The organism is Cellvibrio sp. QJXJ, from assembly GCF_024452345.1.
GTDB lineage: Bacteria > Pseudomonadota > Gammaproteobacteria > Pseudomonadales > Cellvibrionaceae > Cellvibrio.
In genome coordinates this window covers 2,911,895-2,931,766 of record NZ_CP101662.1, presented here as the reverse complement: position 1 = coordinate 2,931,766, position 19,872 = coordinate 2,911,895, and the positions used below count along the sequence as shown (strand labels likewise).

The 19,872-nt window shown below is 47.9% G+C and carries 17 protein-coding genes; 16 read left to right on the top strand and 1 reads right to left on the bottom strand.

Annotated features, from left to right (window positions below; translation table 11 throughout):
• The first annotated feature begins 23 nt into the window (after positions 1-23).
• The 7 genes from NNX04_RS12800 (at position 24) to NNX04_RS12770 (ending at position 5,707) form a co-directional block, all read left to right on the top strand.
• Positions 24-707, top strand: a complete 684-nt coding sequence (locus NNX04_RS12800; RefSeq protein WP_007639690.1) for a MotA/TolQ/ExbB proton channel family protein — start codon at positions 24-26, stop codon at positions 705-707.
• A 59-nt stretch (positions 708-766) separates the two neighbouring features.
• The gene (locus NNX04_RS12795) at positions 767-1,318 is read left to right on the top strand and encodes an ExbD/TolR family protein (protein WP_007639691.1); all 552 of its coding nucleotides are present in this window, start codon (positions 767-769) and stop codon (positions 1,316-1,318) included.
• Entirely contained in the window at positions 1,315-1,833 is a 519-nt protein-coding gene (locus NNX04_RS12790; protein WP_007639692.1) for an ExbD/TolR family protein, read from the top strand. The genes NNX04_RS12795 and NNX04_RS12790 overlap by 4 nt, the downstream gene beginning before the upstream one ends.
• A gap of 1 nt (position 1,834) precedes the next feature.
• The gene (locus NNX04_RS12785) at positions 1,835-2,803 is read left to right on the top strand and encodes an AgmX/PglI C-terminal domain-containing protein (protein ID WP_261946017.1); all 969 of its coding nucleotides are present in this window, start codon (positions 1,835-1,837) and stop codon (positions 2,801-2,803) included.
• 408 nt (positions 2,804-3,211) lie between these two features.
• The gene (locus NNX04_RS12780) at positions 3,212-4,366 is read left to right on the top strand and encodes an AGE family epimerase/isomerase (RefSeq protein WP_261946016.1); all 1,155 of its coding nucleotides are present in this window, start codon (positions 3,212-3,214) and stop codon (positions 4,364-4,366) included.
• Positions 4,367-4,580: 214 nt separating this feature from the next.
• The gene (locus NNX04_RS12775) at positions 4,581-5,255 is read left to right on the top strand and encodes a hypothetical protein (RefSeq protein ID WP_261946015.1); all 675 of its coding nucleotides are present in this window, start codon (positions 4,581-4,583) and stop codon (positions 5,253-5,255) included.
• A gap of 125 nt (positions 5,256-5,380) precedes the next feature.
• Positions 5,381-5,707 (top strand): hypothetical protein, encoded by a 327-nt coding sequence (locus NNX04_RS12770; protein WP_151054726.1) that lies wholly within the window; start codon positions 5,381-5,383, stop codon positions 5,705-5,707.
• 138 nt (positions 5,708-5,845) lie between these two features.
• Here NNX04_RS12770 and NNX04_RS12765 read toward each other — a convergent pair whose 3' ends face one another.
• Positions 5,846-6,847, bottom strand: a complete 1,002-nt coding sequence (locus NNX04_RS12765) for a LacI family DNA-binding transcriptional regulator (RefSeq protein ID WP_261946014.1) — start codon at positions 6,845-6,847, stop codon at positions 5,846-5,848.
• Positions 6,848-7,161: 314 nt separating this feature from the next.
• Between NNX04_RS12765 and NNX04_RS12760 the strand changes: the two genes are divergently transcribed.
• The 9 genes from NNX04_RS12760 (at position 7,162) to NNX04_RS12720 (ending at position 19,852) form a co-directional block, all read left to right on the top strand.
• Positions 7,162-9,033 (top strand): sodium:solute symporter family protein, encoded by a 1,872-nt coding sequence (locus NNX04_RS12760; protein WP_007639702.1) that lies wholly within the window; start codon positions 7,162-7,164, stop codon positions 9,031-9,033.
• A gap of 138 nt (positions 9,034-9,171) precedes the next feature.
• Positions 9,172-10,353 (top strand): 4-O-beta-d-mannosyl-d-glucose phosphorylase Mgp130, encoded by a 1,182-nt coding sequence (gene mgp130 / locus NNX04_RS12755; RefSeq protein WP_261946013.1) that lies wholly within the window; start codon positions 9,172-9,174, stop codon positions 10,351-10,353.
• A gap of 3 nt (positions 10,354-10,356) precedes the next feature.
• Positions 10,357-11,589 (top strand): cellobiose 2-epimerase EpiA, encoded by a 1,233-nt coding sequence (epiA, locus tag NNX04_RS12750; RefSeq protein WP_261946012.1) that lies wholly within the window; start codon positions 10,357-10,359, stop codon positions 11,587-11,589.
• A gap of 12 nt (positions 11,590-11,601) precedes the next feature.
• A complete protein-coding gene (locus tag NNX04_RS12745) occupies positions 11,602-12,972 on the top strand; it encodes a glycoside hydrolase 5 family protein (RefSeq protein ID WP_261946011.1) in 1,371 nt (456 codons plus the stop codon).
• A gap of 127 nt (positions 12,973-13,099) precedes the next feature.
• On the top strand, positions 13,100-14,317 hold the full coding sequence (aga27, locus tag NNX04_RS12740) for an alpha-galactosidase Aga27 (RefSeq protein ID WP_261946010.1): 1,218 nt from the start codon (positions 13,100-13,102) through the stop codon (positions 14,315-14,317).
• 115 nt (positions 14,318-14,432) lie between these two features.
• On the top strand, positions 14,433-15,890 hold the full coding sequence (locus tag NNX04_RS12735; RefSeq protein WP_261946009.1) for an alkaline phosphatase D family protein: 1,458 nt from the start codon (positions 14,433-14,435) through the stop codon (positions 15,888-15,890).
• 27 nt (positions 15,891-15,917) lie between these two features.
• Entirely contained in the window at positions 15,918-16,685 is a 768-nt protein-coding gene (locus NNX04_RS12730) for a hypothetical protein (protein ID WP_007639717.1), read from the top strand.
• A 145-nt stretch (positions 16,686-16,830) separates the two neighbouring features.
• On the top strand, positions 16,831-17,028 hold the full coding sequence (locus NNX04_RS12725) for a helix-turn-helix domain-containing protein (RefSeq protein ID WP_261946008.1): 198 nt from the start codon (positions 16,831-16,833) through the stop codon (positions 17,026-17,028).
• A 121-nt stretch (positions 17,029-17,149) separates the two neighbouring features.
• Positions 17,150-19,852 carry an SNF2-related protein gene (locus tag NNX04_RS12720; protein WP_261946007.1) on the top strand — a complete coding sequence of 901 codons (2,703 nt, stop codon included), beginning with the start codon at positions 17,150-17,152 and terminating at the stop codon, positions 19,850-19,852.
• The last annotated feature ends 20 nt before the right edge of the window (positions 19,853-19,872 follow it).

Genomic DNA, 19,872 nt, shown 5'->3' with positions numbered 1-19,872 from the left:
CTCTGGTGAGGTTAATAGACGTTATGGATACTTTGATTCGTTTTTTTCAGGATGGCGGCGCCTTTATGTATCCTATTGCCATTGTATTGGTAGTGGGCATTGCTATTGCATTGGAGCGTTGGTTGGTATTGTCGTCTGCCAAGTCGTCTAACCGCCAGGCGTTTGACCGTATTTTGCCGCTGCTGCAAAAAAAGGATTACAACGGCGTGGTCAATTTAGGCAAGACCAGCAGCGCACCTATTGCGCGCATTATTGCAGCGGGTATTACTCGCATGGCGCAATCACCGCGTCGCGATGATATTGAGTTGGCGATGGAAGAAGGTGTAATGGAAGCCATGCCGCGCCTGGAAAAACGCACTGCTTATTTGGCAACATTGGCAAATATCGCCACCTTGCTGGGCTTGCTTGGTACCATTATCGGTTTGATTCAAGCGTTTACCGCCGTAGCCAGCGCTGACCCCGCTGAAAAAGCTGCGCTCCTGTCATCGTCTATTGCCGTGGCGATGAACACCACCGCCTTTGGTTTGATTGCTGCTATTCCTCTCTTGCTGATTCACTCCATGATTCAAAGTAAAACTACCGAAATTATCGATAGCCTGGAAATGGCGGGTGTGAAGTGCCTGAATATTATCGCTCATTCCAGTGAAGTGAGTGTGCGTACGCGCGCGCCGGAATCGGCCGCTAAACCACAGCAAGCCGCTCAATAAACTTACTGCCCGTTGCAGTTATTGCGCAATCAGCAGTTGTATTTATTGGGGAAAATCTTATGCGTATAAAACGCCGTTTTAAAGAGGATCCAGATCTCGATATCACCTCCTTTATGAATCTGATGATCATATTGGTGCCGGTATTGTTGATGAGCATGGTGCTCGCGCGCACCACCGTACTGGATCTCAAATTGCCGGACATGGCGGATTCAAGCACGCCGCAAACCGAAGAGCCACCGCAGCAATTGGAGTTGATTATTCGCGCCGATAAATTTGAAGTGAATTATCCGGCGGGCATCAAATTAAAGTGGGTGGAAAAAACCGCTGACGGGCAATATGACTTCGCATTATTGGCGACGGTGCTACAGGAAACCAAACGCTTGTTGGAAGATAAAGGTATCCAGAAAAAAGATATTTATATCCTCTCCGAAAAAGATACCGACTATCAAACCCTGGTTAGCACTATGGATACCGTACGTTCATTCAAAGCGGTAGTTGCCGCCAGCATGGTCGATGCGGAATTGTTTCCGGAGATTTCATTGGGCGATGCGCCACCCGCAGGTGGTCAAACCTCCGCCGTGAGTGGCAATGCACAGGGAGCGACACCATGAAGCAATCCCTACGCGCTAAACGCATGGCAAAACATCATCGCCGGTTAAAACAAGGTTCCAAGTTAAACCTGGTTTCACTCATGGATATTTTTACCATTCTGGTATTTTTCCTGTTGGTGAATTCGGGTGATGTGGAAGTTTTGCAAACGGATAAAAGTATCAAGTTACCCGCGTCGGTGTCTGATCAGGTTCCGGAAGAAAATTTGTTGGTATTGATCAGTGCAACCGACGTGGTTGTGGCTGGCAGGGCAGTGGGCTCGGTGGCGGATTTATTGGCCGCTGAAGGTGATCAGTTTGCACCGCTCACCCAGGAATTGAAATATCACGCCGAAAAAGCCGGGCCATTGACGGAAAAAAATCAACTGACCGGGCGCCCTGTTACGGTGATGGCTGACCAAAAGGTGCCTTATCAATTACTGAAGAAAGTGATGGCGACTTGTGCGGCGGCGGAGTATCGCGATATTTCGCTGGCAGTAACCAAAAAAGAATTACCCGCTAACAATGGGGAGGGTTGAGATGGCCAACCCCCTGTTGAATTTACAGTTGCCCTGGAGCTCCTCGATTGAGGACGATCAGCGATTTACCAAAATACTGGTTGTGAGTTTTGTGGTGTTGCTGGTGCTCAGCATTCTGGTGACACTCAGCAAAGTGCCTGAGATTACCCGTGCGGAAAAAGAAAAGCTGCCACCGCAATTGGCGCGGGTGGTGTTGGAAAAGAAAGAGCTGCCGCCCCCGAAACCTATCGAGCCACCCAAGGTAGAGGAAAAAAAGCCCGAGCCTAAAGTGGAAGAAAAAAAGCCTGAGCCGGTCGTTAAACCGCCGGAGCCGGTGAAAAAACCTGTTGCTCCACCTAAAGCGGCACTGGAAAAAGCGCGCGAGCAGGCGGCCAATACTGGTGTAATGCAGTTTAAAGACGATCTGGCTGAAATGCGTGAAATGATGCAGACCTCGGCGGTGGAAACGGCAGCGACTACAGTAACCAATAGTACGGGTGAAGCTGCGCAGTTGGATCGCGCCATGATTACCAGCGGCGCCAAAACCGCCAGTGGTGGCATTAATACCGCAGCATTGAGCCGCGATACCGGCGGTACAGCACTTTCGGGGCGTGAGACTACCAAAGTGAAAAGCGGCTTGGTCGAAGCGGGCAAAAAATCGACCCAGGCTACTGCTGGCAACAGCAATGGTGCGGGCGGTGCAGCGCGCAGCGAAGAAGAAATCCGCAAGATCATGGAACAGCATAAAGGTGCGATCTATTCGATCTACAACCGCGCCCTGCGCCAAAACGCGGCGCTGGAAGGCAAGATGGTGGTGAAGATTGTGATCGACCCCAGCGGTAAAATCGTTGAGGCAACATTGGTATCCAGCGAACTGGGCGATAGTGATCTGGAGGGGAAAATCCTGCAGCGCATTCGCTTGATCAGTTTTCCTGCCTCCAATGTGGCGCGCACTACCATCAATCAAACCTTCGACTTTTTACCGCAGTAACCGTTTGACGCTCCTTGTAAAACCCCGGCTTGCCGGGGTTTTTTTATGCCTGTCAGTCAGATGGATGGCGAATCGTAATCCCGTGATGATTTTCATGACAAAATACTTGTAACCGATTACATTTTTATCCATAATAAGCCCCGCTAAGGCCATTTTATTCATGGTTATTTGTTAGTAATCGATTACAGTTATGGTGGTTTTATCCATTGTTTTCTGTGGTCGTTGCTGACAGTTGTTAGTGATTAATTGTTAAGCCATAGCCCGCTGTTGTGTTTTTTGCCCCGGTTTTCCGGGGCTTTTTATTTGCGCCCTGTTAAAGGCTCCGCGCAAAATGCCGACTCAATCAGCCATAATCCCCATTCGCCACTTAACTCACAGCAACCGCATCTGGCGGTAAATGGATTCTTTATGTCTCAAGCATTGCGTGCGGCGGCCAGTCGCCTTGAACACTGGATCAAACAAGATGCCCTGCCTCTCTGGTTAGCGCGTGGTATAGAGCCTACAACCGGCGCTAACTACGAGCGCCTGACTCCCGCGGGTGTGCCTGACCTGGAGTCCAGCACCCGGGTGCGGGTACAGGCTCGCCAAGCCTTCTTTTTTGCCGCGGCCTACCATCGCGGCTGGTGCCCGGAGGGTAAGGATATTGCCAAAAAGTTATTGGCGTTTGTGCATGGAGCAGCGGCACACCCTACCGCAGGCGCGGGATATACCCACTTATTGAACAAAGATTTTGTGGTGGTAGATACCAAACAGGATCTCTATGACCACGCGTTTTTCCTGCTCGCCAATGCCTGGTGTTATCGCGCATTTAACGAGGCGGCTTATCTGCAGGAGGCCGATAAATTAATCGCCCATTTGGATGCCGCTTTTGGTTCTGTAGTAGGTGGTTGGATCGAGGGTGATTACGACTATGCCTGTCGCCGCCAAAATCCGCACATGCATTTATTTGAAGCCTTTCTTGCGCTCTACGATGCTACCGGTGATGCAAAATATTTGGCGCGGGTGGGCGAATTATTTGCGCTATTCCAAACCCACTTTTTTGATGAGCAACACGGTGTCTTGTTTGAATTTTTTGACGATAGCTGGACGCGTTTGCCCAATGCCAAAGGCGATACGGTTGAACCTGGTCATATGATGGAGTGGGTCTGGCTGCTCGATTGGTATCACCGCCGTACCGGCCGCCCGGTTTCCCGTTATACCAACGCGCTGTACGCGCGCGGTTTGGAAATTGGTATGGATAAGTCCGGCCTGTTATTTGATGCGGTGAGTTACACCGGCGAGATCATTGACCCCAACAAACGGTGCTGGGGAATCACTGAATTAATTAAAGCGAGTCTGGTGCAGATCCGTGAGGGAAATTCGGATGCTGAAGCGATTGCGATTAAAGGCGTGGATGACTTATTTAGCTATTATCTCTGCGCATCAACACCGGGTTCCTATGTTGATCAACGCGGTGCTAATGATGAAGTGGTCGTAGATGTCGCGCCCGCCAGTACGCTGTACCATTTAATTGTGGCGGCAATGGAATTGCTTGATCATTTTGAGTTAGCGGCAAAAAAATAATATTTTCCCAGAAACGAAAAAGCGCGCAGTAAAAAATTACTGCGCGCTTTTTTATTGATAAAAAATGGTTCTCTGTTGGCTTTGTAAAATTGTTTTTTCTAATGAAAAGAAACTTGCGCGCCAAAAAAATCTAAATTAGGTTTTGTGCTTGCGGTTTTATTTGTCGTCTAGTATGCATGTTGTTCTGGGGTGTTAATAACAACAGGTGCTACGGATGGGTAATTTTAAATTTGTCAGCATAATCGCTATAACTGCCACCTTGACGTTTTATATAACGTTTACTGTGACAAAAAATCATTACATCGCACCCAACCTTTCGGTCAATACTTGCGCGGATGATGTTATCCCGCTTGCCGTATTTCCTCCTGCATCTGCGCCGCTCTCTCCTGATCAATCAGTGGTTGTTGAAAATAAAACAGCATCGACCAATGAAATTTCCCCAGCTGTGCAGTTAATACACCAAACAGCAGATATAGAGGCGCTGGTAAAAGCCCGTGATGCACAACAGCAACAGATTAATATCCTCAGGCAGTTCGCAAGTGAAAAAAATAGCAAATCCTTAATTGAAGAATCCAATCTTCGCTACGAGGCCGAGCTTGTCGATTACCAATGGGCGGCTACAGAAGAAAATAAATTACTGTCAATCTTTGCTGATACCGCTGCGCTCGGCTCTTATATTCCCACGCACATGAGTTGCCGGTCAGTGACGTGCAAAATAACTATCCCTTCTCAGGATGATGCCAGTGCCGATAAGGCTTATCGTGCACTGTGGCAGGTGTTAGCTAGTAACAATCCAGATTCAAATTATTCCATCACTTATTTTCCCAATCCGGAAAAAGGTGAGTTTGTTGTGTATATCTCGTCGCAGGGCAATTCCATTTTTCAATAAAAGTGGTGCGGTAAAAAGTTCCGGTAGGAAGGGAGTTGGATCGCGATAAATAACGGCCAAATTTATCACTCACCCGAGAGCGAAGCATGAGGCAAGGCCGATAATAGTTAACACAAGGAGTTAATATGAAGTTTAAATTTATGGCGGCTATTGTAGTGGCATTAGGTCTTTCTGCTGTTGCGCATGCAGATCAAAAAGTAGCAGAGTATGGTGACCCTGTCCTCGGTAATTCTTATGGAGGTTGTACCTTTACGCAGGTATATAGCACTGGTGGAGGATATTATCTTTATCAAGAGTACAGCATTGCATGTACATCGGGCACTTATGTTGTTGGTGTTTATACCAATTACAGCAATGGGTGGAATAACCGCACTTGTACCTTTTATCCCGGCAGTTCCGCATATTATGCTAACGGATCTTGCTCCAACTGGAATGTATACTTAAAACCCTGACAGTTTTTCGTATCAATAAATAAGGCCAAGGAAGTTAATGCTCCCTTGGCCTTATTTATTTACTTGTATCGATATAAATTTTTATTGCAGATGACAATATTTAAATGCTGTATTGTTTGATGATATAAAAATATAGCCTTACTTTTTGGTTAACAATGGTCCGGTACTTTTGCGAATAATAAATTCTGTCGGCAATACACATTCGCGCTGGCTGAGTGGTTCGCCTTCAATCACTTTCAGCAACATATCCATCGCCATTTTGCCCATTTCTTCCGCGGGTTGCGAAATAGTGGTCAGGCTCGGGTCGGAATATTTGGCGTAGGCGATATCGTCAAAGCCGGTGACCGACATATCTTCCGGAATACGAATACCCTGGTTTTTTAAGGTCTGCATGGCGCCAATTGCCATTTCGTCGTTCATCGAGAACACCGCGGTGGGGCGCACTTTCATATTGCAGAACTGAAAGGCAGCGTTCAGGCCGGACCACATGGTGAAGTCACCTTCGGCAATCAGGTCTTTCTCAAAAGGAATACCTGCTTCGGCCAATGCCTCTTTATAACCTTCCAGGCGATCAATGGCGTGGGGGTTGTCTTTCAAGCCGGAGATAACGCCGATGCGTTTGTGTCCGAGCGAAATCAAATAGTTCACCATGGTTTTGGCGGCGGCACGGTTGTCGATACGAATGGCCGGGCCGGTGGTGTATTCGCAGCCACAGGCATTCACGCAGGGAATATCGGGCGGAATGTTGTTCTGGCTTTTTTCCGAGCTGGGGCGCAGCTGCACTATGCCATCGGCCAGGCGGGTTTCTACGCGGCGGATGTACTCCATTTCGCGCTCGGGGGTGCCGCGGGTATCGCCCAGCAGCACGGCATAACCTTTTTGCTGGGCGCGGTCTTCCAGGGCGCGAATAAAAAGCGAGTAGAAGGGGTTGGCTATATCGGGCACCAGCACGACTACCGCGTAGGCGCGCGCTGAGCGGAAGTTGCGCGCCAGCATGTTGGGGCGGTAGCCCACTTGGGCGATAGCCTTGTGAACCTTTTCCAGGCTCTCATCAGAAACTTTTTCGGGGTTGCTCAGGGCACGTGAAACGGTTGCAACGGATACGCCAGCCAAGCGTGCAACATCGCGAATATTGGACATAAAAAACGACCTTAGGGTGCCGGTGATAGGCGGGTGGGTATGGATTTGTCCGAAAAACTGCTTATTTGACTGAAAATTTACTACAGCTCACCACAAGAGACTAGAAAAATAAAATGTAAACGGTTACATTAGCTTGCTGTTAAGGTGCTTATGGTCAGTTGCGCTATATCTTTTTCAAAGGTTTGCTCCCTGCTGTTACCTAGGCGGTTTTTCCTGAGCCTGCCCGCTAGGGGTTGTATGGCGATGCACGGAAGTAACAATCAGATAAGAAAAACGACCCGTGTCGATCCACATAATAAATTTGGAATCTGTTAATGAATCTTCCTCTGTTGGATATAGCGATTATTCTCGCTTACGTTATTGCCACTCTGGTGGTTGGTTTTTGGATTTCCAGTCGCGCCTCCAAAGATATAAAAAGTTACTTCCTCGGCGGCAATAAACTGTCCTGGTGGCAACTGGGCTTATCGAATGCGTCGGGCATGTTCGATATTTCCGGCACTATGTGGCTGGTGTATTTGCTGTTTGTGTATGGTCTCACCAGTGTATTTATTCCCTGGTTGTGGCCGGTGTTTAACCAGATCTTTTTGATGGTTTTCCTCTCTGCCTGGTTGCGTCGCTCAGGCGTAATGACCGGTGCGGAATGGATTACCTTTCGCTTTGGCGAAGGTAAGGGCGCACGCCTCTCACATTTAATTGTGGTGCTGTTTGCGCTGGTGAATGTGATTGGTTTTATTGCTTACGGGTTTATCGGTATTGGTAAATTTGCAGCGGTATTTATGCCCTGGCAATTGGCTGCAGACCCACATATGAACGATGTGTGTTACGGGCTGATTATCACCGCCATCACCACACTTTACGTGGTGAAAGGCGGTATGTTCAGTGTAGTGTTTACCGAGGTGCTGCAATTTTTCATTATGACTGTTGCCTGCATCGCGGTGGGAGTAATTGCCATGCAGCGCATTTCACCGGAAATGTTAAATGCGGCGATTCCCGAAGGCTGGACCAGTATTTTATTCAGCTGGGAATTACATTTGGATTGGTCAGAAAAACTCGCCGCCGCACAACAAAAAATTGATGCCGATGGTTATGAATTATTTGCCATCTTTTTTATGCTGATGTTGTTTAAAGGCATGTTGCAAAGCATGGCCGGCCCACAACCCACTTACGACATGCAGCGTGTGCTCTCCGCTAAAACCCCGAAAGAAGCCGCCAAAATGAGTGGTGTTGTTACCGTCGTATTGATGTTTCCGCGCTACATGCTTATCACCGGGTTAACGGTGCTTGCGCTGGGTTTATTTATGGGCGATTTAAATGCGATGGGTGAGAATGTCGATTTTGAACAAATTCTTCCCATGGTATTGGCCGGTGAAATTTTGCCGAGCGGTTTGTTGGGGTTGTTAATCGCTGGTTTGCTCGCGGCCTTTATGTCCACCTTTGCCGCAACAGTCAATGCTGCACCGGCTTATGTGGTTAACGATTTATACAAACGCTACATCAATGCCGATGCCGAACCAAAAACCTACGTAAAAATGAGTTACCTCATTTCCGTCTTGTTTGTCATTCTCGGTGTGGCGATTGGCTTTTTCATTCCCACCCTCAATCAGGTTATTCAATGGTTGGTGAGTGCACTTTACGGTGGTTACACCGCCTCCAACGTATTGAAGTGGTACTGGTGGCGGTTTAATGGCTACGGTTATTTCTGGGGCATGGTGACTGGTTTCGCTATCGCCTTCCCGCTGATTTTTACCGATATAGCACCCATCAATGCTTTCCCCTTTATGTTCCTCGCCTGTATTGCTGCCTGTGTGATTGGTTCGCTGTTGACCAAGCCGGACGATATGGAAGTGCTGAAAAAGTTTTACACCAAAGTGCGTCCTTGGGGTTTTTGGGCACCGGTATTGGCGGAAGTGCAAAAAGATTATCCGCAGGTGGGCGCCAACAAAAACTTTGCCCGTGATGCAGTCAATGTACTGGTGGGGATTGTGTGGCAAACCTCGCTGGTCGCCGCGCCGATTTTTATGGTTATCAAACATTGGCCAGAGTTTATCGCGGCAATGGTTGTGGCAGCGATCACCAGCATTTTCCTCTGGTTTAACTGGTACCAAAAACTGGAAGATTATCCGGCGGATATTCCTGCCTCTGCACTGCAGGGTACTAACGACGAGCATTTATTAAGCAAGCCCTGATAGCGATTTTGTGCTGCGGTTTTTCTGCAGCACAAAAAATTTTAACTACGGGTGTAAACGATTACGTTATAAGTTCGATGTGTGATGAAACACTCATCAGAATGACACACTGGAAAAACTCATTGGAGTATTTGAAACATGAGTAGTTTTAAAGAAAAAGCAAAAGCCTTACTGCAGCAACATGAAACGCTAATCACGAAAAAAAATGCTGTAAAACGCGATGGCAACGGTATTTATGATTGTTACGAAAACCCGATTCTCACCGCCGAACATGCTCCGGTTTTTTGGCGTTACGATTTAAATGAAAAAACCAATCCACATTTAATGGAGCGCCAGGGCATTAATGCCGCGTTTAATTCCGGTGCAATGTATTGGAACGGTAAATACATTTTAGCGGTGCGTGTAGAAGGTGTGGATCGCAAATCCTTTTTTGCGATTGCGGAAAGCCCAAATGGTATCGACAACTTCCGCTTTTGGGATTACCCCATCACCATGCCGGAAACAGATCGCCCCGATACCAACGTGTACGACATGCGTTTAACCAATCACGAGGATGGTTACATCTACGGTTTGTTTTGTACCGAGCGCAAAGATTTAAATCACCCGAACGATACCTCTGCGGCGGAAGCGCAATGTGGTATTGCACGCACCAAAGATTTAATTACCTGGGAGCGCCTGCCCGATTTGGTGACCTACTCCGGTCAGCAGCGCAATGTGGTATTGCACCCGGAATTTATCGACGGCAAGTACGGTTTGTTTACCCGCCCACAAGACGGTTTTATCAGCGTGGGCGCCGGTGGTGGTATTGGTTGGGGTCTGGTGGACGACATGACTCGCGCCGAAGTGAAATCCGAAGTGATTGTGGATGGCAAGGTTTACCACACCATTAAAGAAGTTAAAAATGGCCAAGGCCCTGCGCCGATTAAAACTGCCGAAGGCTGGTTGAACCTCGCCCACGGTGTGCGTAATACCGCCGCCGGTTTACGTTATGTGCTCTACATGTTCATGACCGAATTGGAGCGCCCCTGGGTAGTAACCCATCGCCCTGCCGGACATTTTATTGCACCGCACGGTGCTGAACGGGTGGGTGATGTGTCCAATGTCGCTTTCTCGAACGGGTGGATTGCGAACGAAAAAAATGAAGTGTTTATTTATTACGCCTCATCGGATACACGCATGCACGTGGCAACGTCTACCGTGGAAAAACTGATCGACTATTGCAAAAATACCCCGGAAGATGGCCTGCGTTCAGCGGCATCGGTTGCGGTGCGCAATGAATTAATCAGTGCGAATTTGCAAGTAATGAAGGATTTGGTTTAAACCATGAACGCCGCCATGCTTCCTTCATCTGCCATTGTGTTGCAACAAGAATTTCGCGCAGAACTTAGCGCTATTGCTGATTGGTGGGCTACCCATACTATCGATCAGCAACAGGGTGGTTTTTACGGTGAAGTGGGTGCAGACAATCTGCCTGTTCCCTCTGCCAGTAAAGGCATTATTCTGAATGCGCGTATTCTTTGGTTTTTTAGTGAAACCGCGCAGCAAATCAATAACCCGGTTTATCGCGATTGTGCTGAGCGCGCATACCATTATTTGTGTGCGAATTTTTTTGATGATGTGCACGGCGGTGTGTATTGGGAGCTGGATGCGGCGGGCGCGCCGATCAATACCAAAAAACAAGTTTACGCCCAGGCATTTACTATTTACGCGCTCTGCGCTTACTACCAGCTCACGGGCGATGCGCAGGCACTCGCGCGCGCGCTGGAATGTTTTCAGTTAGTTGAGCAGCACGCTATTGATCACACCCATCACGGCTACCTTGAAGCCTTTACCCGCGACTGGGGCGTGATTGAGGACTTACGCCTCAGCGACAAAGATTTGAATTATCCCAAATCGCAAAATACCCATCTGCATATTCTTGAAGCTTATACCACCTTGTATCAGGCGCAGCCGAGTGCAGAAATTCGCGCGGCACTGCAATACAACATCGAAATGTTTGATCGCTACATTATCGACAGAAGCACGCACCATCTGCGCATGTTTATGGATCTGCAGTGGAAGGATTTTTCACCCGGTTATACCTATGGGCACGATATCGAGGCCAGCTGGTTAATTGCCAAAGCATTGGAATCGCTGGGTGACGAAGCCTATACGCGCGCGCTTACACCGACATTAATTCGTATCGCCGAAGTGACGCTGCAAGAAGGCATTGGCGAGTTGGGGCAGGTGGTGGACTCTTACGATTTTGCCAGTGCCACCGTGAATAACGACACCGTGTGGTGGGTACAAGCAGAAGCGTTAGTGGGTTTTCTTTATGCTTACAGTGTCAGTGGCGAACAAAAATATTTTGCGGCGGCGGAAGCGGTGTGGGCCTTTATTAAAAAATATCAAATTGATAATGAGTCGGGTGAGTGGTTGTGGTTGTCGCGGCTGCACGCGCCCAGCGCCACACCCTATTACAAAGTGGGTTTTTGGAAATGCCCCTACCATAATGGCCGCGCCATGATGGAAGCGATCCGTTATTTACAGGGCGATGCTTCTGTACACACAACTTAATCTGGAAAAATAATGAAGAATATTATTGCTGTTATTGTCGGATTTGTATCCATATTGTTGTTAGCTGCCTGCGATAAAAAAACACCCGTTGCAGAAAGTAACTCAGCAGTTGTACCTGCGGCCAATGTTGCAACATCGCCTGCCCACGAACATTTTGTGCGCGCCAACGGTGGGCACTTTGAGCTGCAGGGTAAACCCTATGTGATTACCGGCGTAAATATGTGGTACGCGGCTTATCTTGGTGCGCCCAACGAAGTCGGCGATCGCGATCGCCTGGCGAAAGAGCTAGATAATTTGAAAGCCATCGGCGTAAATAATTTGCGTGTATTAGCTGTATCCGAAAAAAGTGAAATTAATTCAGCGGTAAAACCGGCAGTGACCAATGGTTTTGGCAACTACGATGAAACCTTTTTGCAAGGTTTGGATTATTTATTAGTTGAACTCGCTAAACGCGATATGACCGTGGTGCTGTATTTTAATAATTTCTGGCAATGGTCGGGCGGTATGACTCAATACATGGCCTGGATTGAAGGCGAGCCAGTGCAAGACCCGAACGTGACTAACGAATGGGAAGCCTTTATGGCCAAGTCAGCGAGTTTCTACCGCAGCGAAAAAGCGCAGCAGGAATATCGAAAAACGCTGGAAAAAATTATTACCCGCGTGAACAGCATTAACGGCAAAGCCTATGTGGATGACGCGACGATTATGTCCTGGCAATTGGCTAACGAGCCGCGCCCCGGTAATTCACAAACGACGGCGGAAGAAAAACAAATTTATATCGATTGGGTTCACGCTGCTGCGGCTTATATCAAAACTTTGGATGCACATCATTTAGTGAGCAGTGGTAGTGAAGGTGAAATGGGATCAGTGAATGACATGCAAGTATTTATTGATGCGCACGCCACGCCGGATATCGATTACCTCACCTACCACATGTGGATTCGCAACTGGAGCTGGTTTGATAAAACCAAACCCGCAGAAACCTGGCCATCGGCGTGGGAAAAAGCACAGAACTATATGCGTGCACACATTGATGTTGCCAAACAATTAAACAAACCCTTGGTGTTGGAAGAGTTTGGTTTGGATCGCGATATGGGTTCCTACGCGATGGATTCCACCACCGAATATCGCGATAACTATTTTCGCGGTGTATTTGAATTGATGCTGGCGAGCCTTGAACAAGGTGAACCGAGTGCGGGTTACAACATTTGGGCCTGGAATGGTTATGGCCGCACCACACGCGCGAACTACTGGTGGCAAGAGGGCGACGATTTTATGGGTGACCCGCCACAAGAAGAGCAGGGCATGTACGGTGTGTTTGATACCGATACATCTACTATTGCCATTATGAAAGAGTTTAATGCGCGTTTTCAGCCGAAATAATTTGCACGCTGCGTCAGTAAAAAACTGCAATAAAAATTGCAGTTTTTTTTAACGCCGTATTAAATTATCAGATTATTAATATAATGATGTATTCGACGATATCCTCACGACAAAAAAGGTCAACACCATGATAAAAAAACTATTGATAAACACTGGTCTGTTCGGATTTGCATTGGCTGCCAGCATGAGCGTCAGTGCGCAAAAATTTGAGCATCTCGCCAAAACCCCGCAGCTTGGTTGGAATAGCTGGAATACTTTTGCTTGCGATGTAAATGAAAAAATGATTCGCGAAATGGCTGACGCTATGGTGGCATCGGGCATGAAAGACGCGGGTTATGAATATATTAATATCGACGACTGCTGGCACGGCGAGCGCGACAAACAAGGTTTTATCCAGGTCGATAAAAAGAGTTTTCCGTCGGGCATGAAAGCGCTGGCAGATTATGTTCACAGCAAAGGATTAAAACTCGGCATTTATTCTGACGCGGGCAATACCACCTGCGCCGGTCGCCCAGGCAGTCGCGGCCACGAATATCAGGATGCGGTGACCTATGCGAGTTGGGGCATTGATTACGTGAAATACGATTGGTGCGATACCAAAGACATCAACCCCAAAGCTGCTTACGCCACCATGCGCGATGCCATTCATAAAGCGGGCCGCCCTATGTTATTCAGCATTTGCGAATGGGGCGATAACAAACCTTGGGAGTGGGCAACGGACGTTGGTCATTCATGGCGCACCACGGGTGACATTTACCCCTGCTGGAATTGCGAGCACAACCACGGTTCCTGGTCGTCCTGGGGCGTATTACCCATTCTGGATAAACAAGCCGGTTTGCGTAAATACGCGGGCCCCGGCCATTGGAATGACATGGACATGATGGAAGTCGGCAACGGCATGAATGAAGACGAAGACCGCGCACATTTTTCCCTGTGGGCGATGATGGCCTCACCGCTGATCGCCGGTAATGATTTACGCAAGATGAGCGAGGCCACCAAAAAAATTCTCACCAACAAGGACATGCTCGCCATTAATCAGGACAAACTGGGCATTCAGGCGATGAAATGGATTGATGAAGGCGATATCGAAATTTATGTCAAACCCTTGGAGAAAGGCGATTACGCCGTACTCTTTTTGAATCGCGCGGATACCACAGTGAATTACAGTCTGGATTGGGGCTTTCACTACATGAAAGACGATATCAGCAAACATGAGATTTTCTTTGATAAGAAAAAATTCAACTGGCGCGATATCTGGAATGGCGGCAAGGGCTCCACTGCAGAAAAATTAAACCTGACCATGGCTGCCCATAGCGTGGTGGTGTTACGTTTAATGCCGCAGTAAGTTTTTGAGCTGTATGTCATTTAACAAAGCCGGCACTTGCCGGCTTTGTTGCATTTTGCCTGGCTCAAATTCGGGTATATAGTGCTGCCTTGCCATATCTGCAGGGAGAAATCAGGTGCAGCTGTTTGCGTACAATCAAGTGGGGCGCCCGGATGAATTATTAATCTGGGTCGGCATGTTGGCGGTTTACCCTCCGCCGTCAGTGATTTTTGAAATTGCCGGTCAGCCGGTGGCCGCACAATTATTGCCGCCGGGTTTTGAAGCGCTGGGTGATGAAGTCTGCGATGCGCGCGGTAAAGCGATTAACTATCGCGGGATTTTTAAATTGGCGTGGCCGGATACCGCTGAGCGTTTCACGGTCACGGTTAGCGCTAATGGCTGTGTGACCACACTCAGTAGCCGCCGACCACCACAACAATTGCCGCTAAAAAATGCGGCCAGTTTTAACCTGCTGCTCTCCTCCTGTTATTACCAACCCAATGATAAAAGTCGCGCATTGGCGGATGTGATAAAACACATTAAGCCCGCGCCGGATTTCACGGTGCTTGCGGGTGATCAGGTGTATCTGGATCTGCCCTCGCAACAAGATTTACCCTGCAACAAAACGGCGTTGGCAAAAACGCTGGGGAAAAAATATCAACTCAATTGGTTTTCCAACAGCGCGCAACAGCCGGGGTTGGCCAATATTTTGCGCCAAGGCCCAGTGCTTTGTGTGCCGGACGATCACGAATTCTGGAATAACTTTCCGCTCTTCCAAGCCCAGTTGGACAATACCCACTGCGAACAGGATCGTGCCAATTGGGCTGAGTTAGCCAATCGTTTATATGAGCGCTACCAGCGTTCCCCGGCGCAAGCAGCGGGTTTTTTCCGGCAGGATATTGCGCCGCTAAGCATGTTGTTTTTGGATGGGCGCACCCAGCGCGATGACGACGGCGTGCAGATGTTTAATGCCGCAACTCATGCGGCGATTGGGCAATGGAAAAACGATTTGCTCCAGCGCAAACAACAAGGGCACGCCGCTGTGGGTTTGCTCAGTTCGGGGCAGGCCCTATTAATTGAAACCCCCGGCCCCTGGGCGTGCAAAATTGCCGATATGGAAATGCCCAACTACGCCGATTTTGCGCTGATCACCACGGCGCTCGCCGAATTATTTGCCGCTGAAATTCCGGTGATTTATATCACCGGTGATGTGCACTGGGGGCGCATAGTCGAGGGTAAAAATGTGCGCGGCAATACCCTCTTTTATGAAGTGATCGCCTCGCCGTCGCGTTTGATCGATACCAACTGTGTGGATGAATACAAGCTCGTTAGAAATAATTGGCGCAGCTTGTTTGGTAAGGGCGAGGACTTCCCCTGCCATCCGATTGCGGCCGAAGTGAATGAACTGAAGTTCTCCAATTTGCGGCTCAGTGTCAAACATCGTCAGCGCGGTGACCATGTGGCACTGCTGCGCTTTCATGCGACGCCCGCCGGTATTGAATTCAGCGTAGATTATGTGTGTACCGATGCGGATGAAAAATTGCGTCGCGCTTACAGCAAGAGCTGCGGCCCGTTTAAATTAAATAGTTTTTAATAATGTGATTTTTTTGAGGAAAGGAACATGATCAAACAAACCCTCGCAACCCAAAGCCAAGTGCACACCGACGTATACCCGCTAGCGCGCACCAATCGCGAAAGCAATTTGCAATGGCTGCCACGCGCCTATGAGAGTTTTGCGCTGGCGGATGCAAGCCAATGGAGTTTTGTGGTGTTGGCCGGAGGTAAGGATGTAGCCTCCTTTCGCTTGCGTGTCGCGCAATCCCATTTGCGCGGTGACATGCTGCCTTCCTACTGGTCGGACTGCGCGCTGTTAAAAGTCGAGCAGGGTGATTTTACCCAAGCGCGCTTTTTTAATTTGCCGCTATTCCAACCCGCTAACGCCAGCTATGCACCCGCCCGCAATGGATTAATCGAGTTGCCCTTAAAGTATTTGCCCAGCCAAAAAGATTTTCCCAATCTGGCGCTGCTCGCCATTCCTGTGCCGCAGGAAAAAATTCTTGCATCGCTAGCGGATTATCAAAAAGCACGGGTGAGTTACGACGCAGTAGAAAATATTCTGCCCTGGCTGGCATTTGTATGGGGCGCTGGCAATGCCGCCAATCCACTTATGCAGCAAATTGGTTTCCCCTCGGCGATGATGCTCAACCAACTCTATAACGCCAACGGCTTCGATCTCGCCCCCGGCGTAAACGCCAACCTCTCCGCCCCCGAAACGTTTTGGAGTGGCGTTAAACACTGGCAAGCTTACTACAGCAATACGCAAGAAAACGGCTTGCTGCCAAAAGCGCGCTTTGTGATTAGTCATTTTTACGATATTGATGAGAGCTAATTAATGGGCTGTGTTTGGCGTGGGGACTTAGGGGTTGGCCCCGTTGTTTCATCCCCCTTTTCGCTCATCTCCTCTTGCTATATCGCTCCATTCAATTATCCTAATAACCACTAAAAACTAGTAATAACCGACAAATTGAGGTCGTATGGTGCTCGGCGTCCCAAATGATCAGGTGCTAACGCTTGAAGAGCTGGCTGCTTACCTGAAAATCCCCAAATCTACCTTGTATAAGCTTGTGCAGGAAGGTCGAATTCCTGGGCAGAAGCTAGGTAAGCAATGGCGTTTTGCAAAAAAGGCGATAGATCAATGGCTTGAGCAACAGCACTCAGGGTTGAAGGGGTAAGCACGTGTTCACTCATTATCAAAGTCTTTATTTTGCGCATTGGCTGACCCTTGCCGGGCGTATCGAATCGCAAATTTCCCGTGCCATCGCATCGGCACGTGTTGATATGAACCCGCACCAAGTGGAAGCGGCTTGTTTTGCACTTAAATCTCCTCTTGCGCGTGGGGTATTACTCGCCGATGAGGTTGGCCTTGGTAAGACGATTGAAGCCAGTTTGGTCATGGCGCAAAAGTGGGCGGAGAAAAAACGCCATATCCTATTAGTTGCCCCTGCCTCTCTGCGCAAGCAATGGAGCCAGGAGCTTGCAGATAAGTTTGAATTGCCTTCCATTATTCTGGATGCAAATGTTGCGCGTGAGCAGAAAAAGCGAGGCAAACCAAATCCATTTTCTCAGGAGGAGCAAATAGTCATTTGCTCCTATGAATTCGTCGCCAGGCAAAAAGCACTGGTTGGTGATGTGCGTTGGAACCTGGTTGTATTTGATGAAGCCCATAAGCTGCGCAACGTATACAAATCCGCAGGTAAACGAGCTAAAGATGTGGTTGAGGCGACCAAGCATGCGGAGTCAAAGGTACTGCTGTCTGCGACGCCTTTGCAAAACAATTTGATGGAGCTTTATGGGCTTTCACAAGTTATCGACGAACATTTTTTTGGTGACGAGAAAACCTTCCGCATTCTTTACGGTTCTGCCGATAAAAAACGGTTAGTTGACTTAAAGGAACGCATTAAGCCCCTGTGTCATAGAACCCTGCGCAAACAGGTGCAGCAAGAAGGCGGCATTAAGTTCACCAATCGCTACTCACTAACGCAAGACTTTACTCCAACAGAAGAAGAATGGGACTTATACCAAAAACTTTCAGATTATCTGGCGCAGCCGAATAATCAGGCTTTCAATCACAAAGCGAAAGATTTGGTCGCGGTAGGCATTCGAAAGATTCTTGCATCGTCCAGTTTTGCGGTAGCTGATACCTTGGGCGGAATGATTAAGCGGCTCGAAGAGAAAAAGTTACTGGAAGAGGATGTATTAACGGATCTAGAAGAAGTGGATGATTGGGCAGACTCCTTTAAGGAGGAAGATGGTGATGATGCACAATGTGTGGTGGATAGCTCAGCCTTGGCACTAGAGATTGGTGATTTGAAGGAATACCAATTGCTAGCCAAAAAAATCACAAAAAATGCAAAAGGTGAAGCGCTCGTTCGTGTTCTGGAAAAAGCATTTGCTATGACAGAGGCACTGGGCGGAAAGCGTAAGGCAGTAATATTTACGGAATCCTGTCGTACTCAGCAATATATTAAAAATCTGTTAGAGGAAAGCGCCTATAAGGGACGAATTGTTCTTCTTAATGGTTCCAACAATGATTCTGATTCGGTTGCTACTTACAATGCATGGCGAGTTGCCAATGCGGGAACTGCTCGTATTAGCGGGTCAAAAGCGGCAGATATGAAAGCGGCGTTGGTGAGTAAATTTAAAAGCGATGAAGCGGACATTTTAATTTCTACTGAAGCAGGTGGTGAGGGTATTAACTTGCAGTTCTGCTCGCTACTCATTAATTATGATTTGCCTTGGAACCCACAAAAGGTCGAGCAGCGTATCGGTCGTGTTCATCGTTATGGGCAGATGCATGATGTGGTAGTCGTGAATTTTGTTAACCGAAAAAATCCTGCCGACTACCGCGTATTTGAACTACTGAATGAAAAACTAAAACTCTTTGAAGGCGTATTTGGCGCATCTGATGAAATATTGGGTGCAATTGAAAGCAATATCGATATAGAAAAACGTATTTACGATATATATAAAAAATGCCGAACCGATGAAGAAATTGAATATGCTTTTAATCAATTGCAGCAAGATATGGATGGTGTCTTGGCTGTAAGGGAGGAAAATGCCCGGCAAACGCTGCTGAATAATTTTGATAGAGACGTTGTAGCCAGCTTAAAATCCCGCCGTGATAATTCGCAAGATTTTCTTGATGAATACCAGCATGTGCTACTGGATTTGGCAAAAGCAGAATTGTCTGGCGCCAGCTTCAATCGCAACCATTTTGAATGGGAAGGCAATCGTTATGATTTAAGTTGGGATCAGGCTGAAAAAAATGCATCAGATTTTTTTCGCTTGCAATCGACGGAGCATTTTCTTGCGTGGGATTTGGTGCACAAGGCAAAAGCTCGCCAGCCACTACCAAAAGCGCAACTTGAATTTAGTTATGAGCAATTAGAAGGACACTACACTGCACTGAAACCTTATATCGGCCAGTCGGGAGTTTTGCAGTTAGTTAAGTTAACTTTTAAGTTTGCTGGTACATTGGAGGAGCACCTATTGGTGCTGGCGATTACTGACGCTGGAGCCGTATTGGCGCAAGATGATGCCTCACATTTATTGCGTATTCCGGCACAAGTGAAAGCACAAAATATCACAATAGATGATGCTCCCTTGCAGCCAGTGTTTGTAGCTGCACTGGATAAGGCTCAAACACAAACGACTGAACAATTAACTGTCTATTTTGAGCAAGAAAGTACGAAGTTAGAGCGATGGGCAGAAGACCGTCGCCAAGCGTTAAAAATGACATTGGATTCGCTGGAAGAAGAAATAAAAGCATTAAAGAAAGCTGCACGTCAATTGGAATCCCTAACCGATAAACTTGCAGCAAAAAAACAGCTCAAACAAAAAGAGCGCGAGCGAGATGAAGCCTTTGTTGAATACAACCAATCCAAACAGCGTATAGAGCAGCAAGAAGACGAACTGCTCGATGAAATCTACGCAAAGCTTGAAACCACACACGAATCTGAAGTGTTGTTTACGATTCGCTGGACTCTTAATGATTAATCCGGCTTGGGTAATGACTA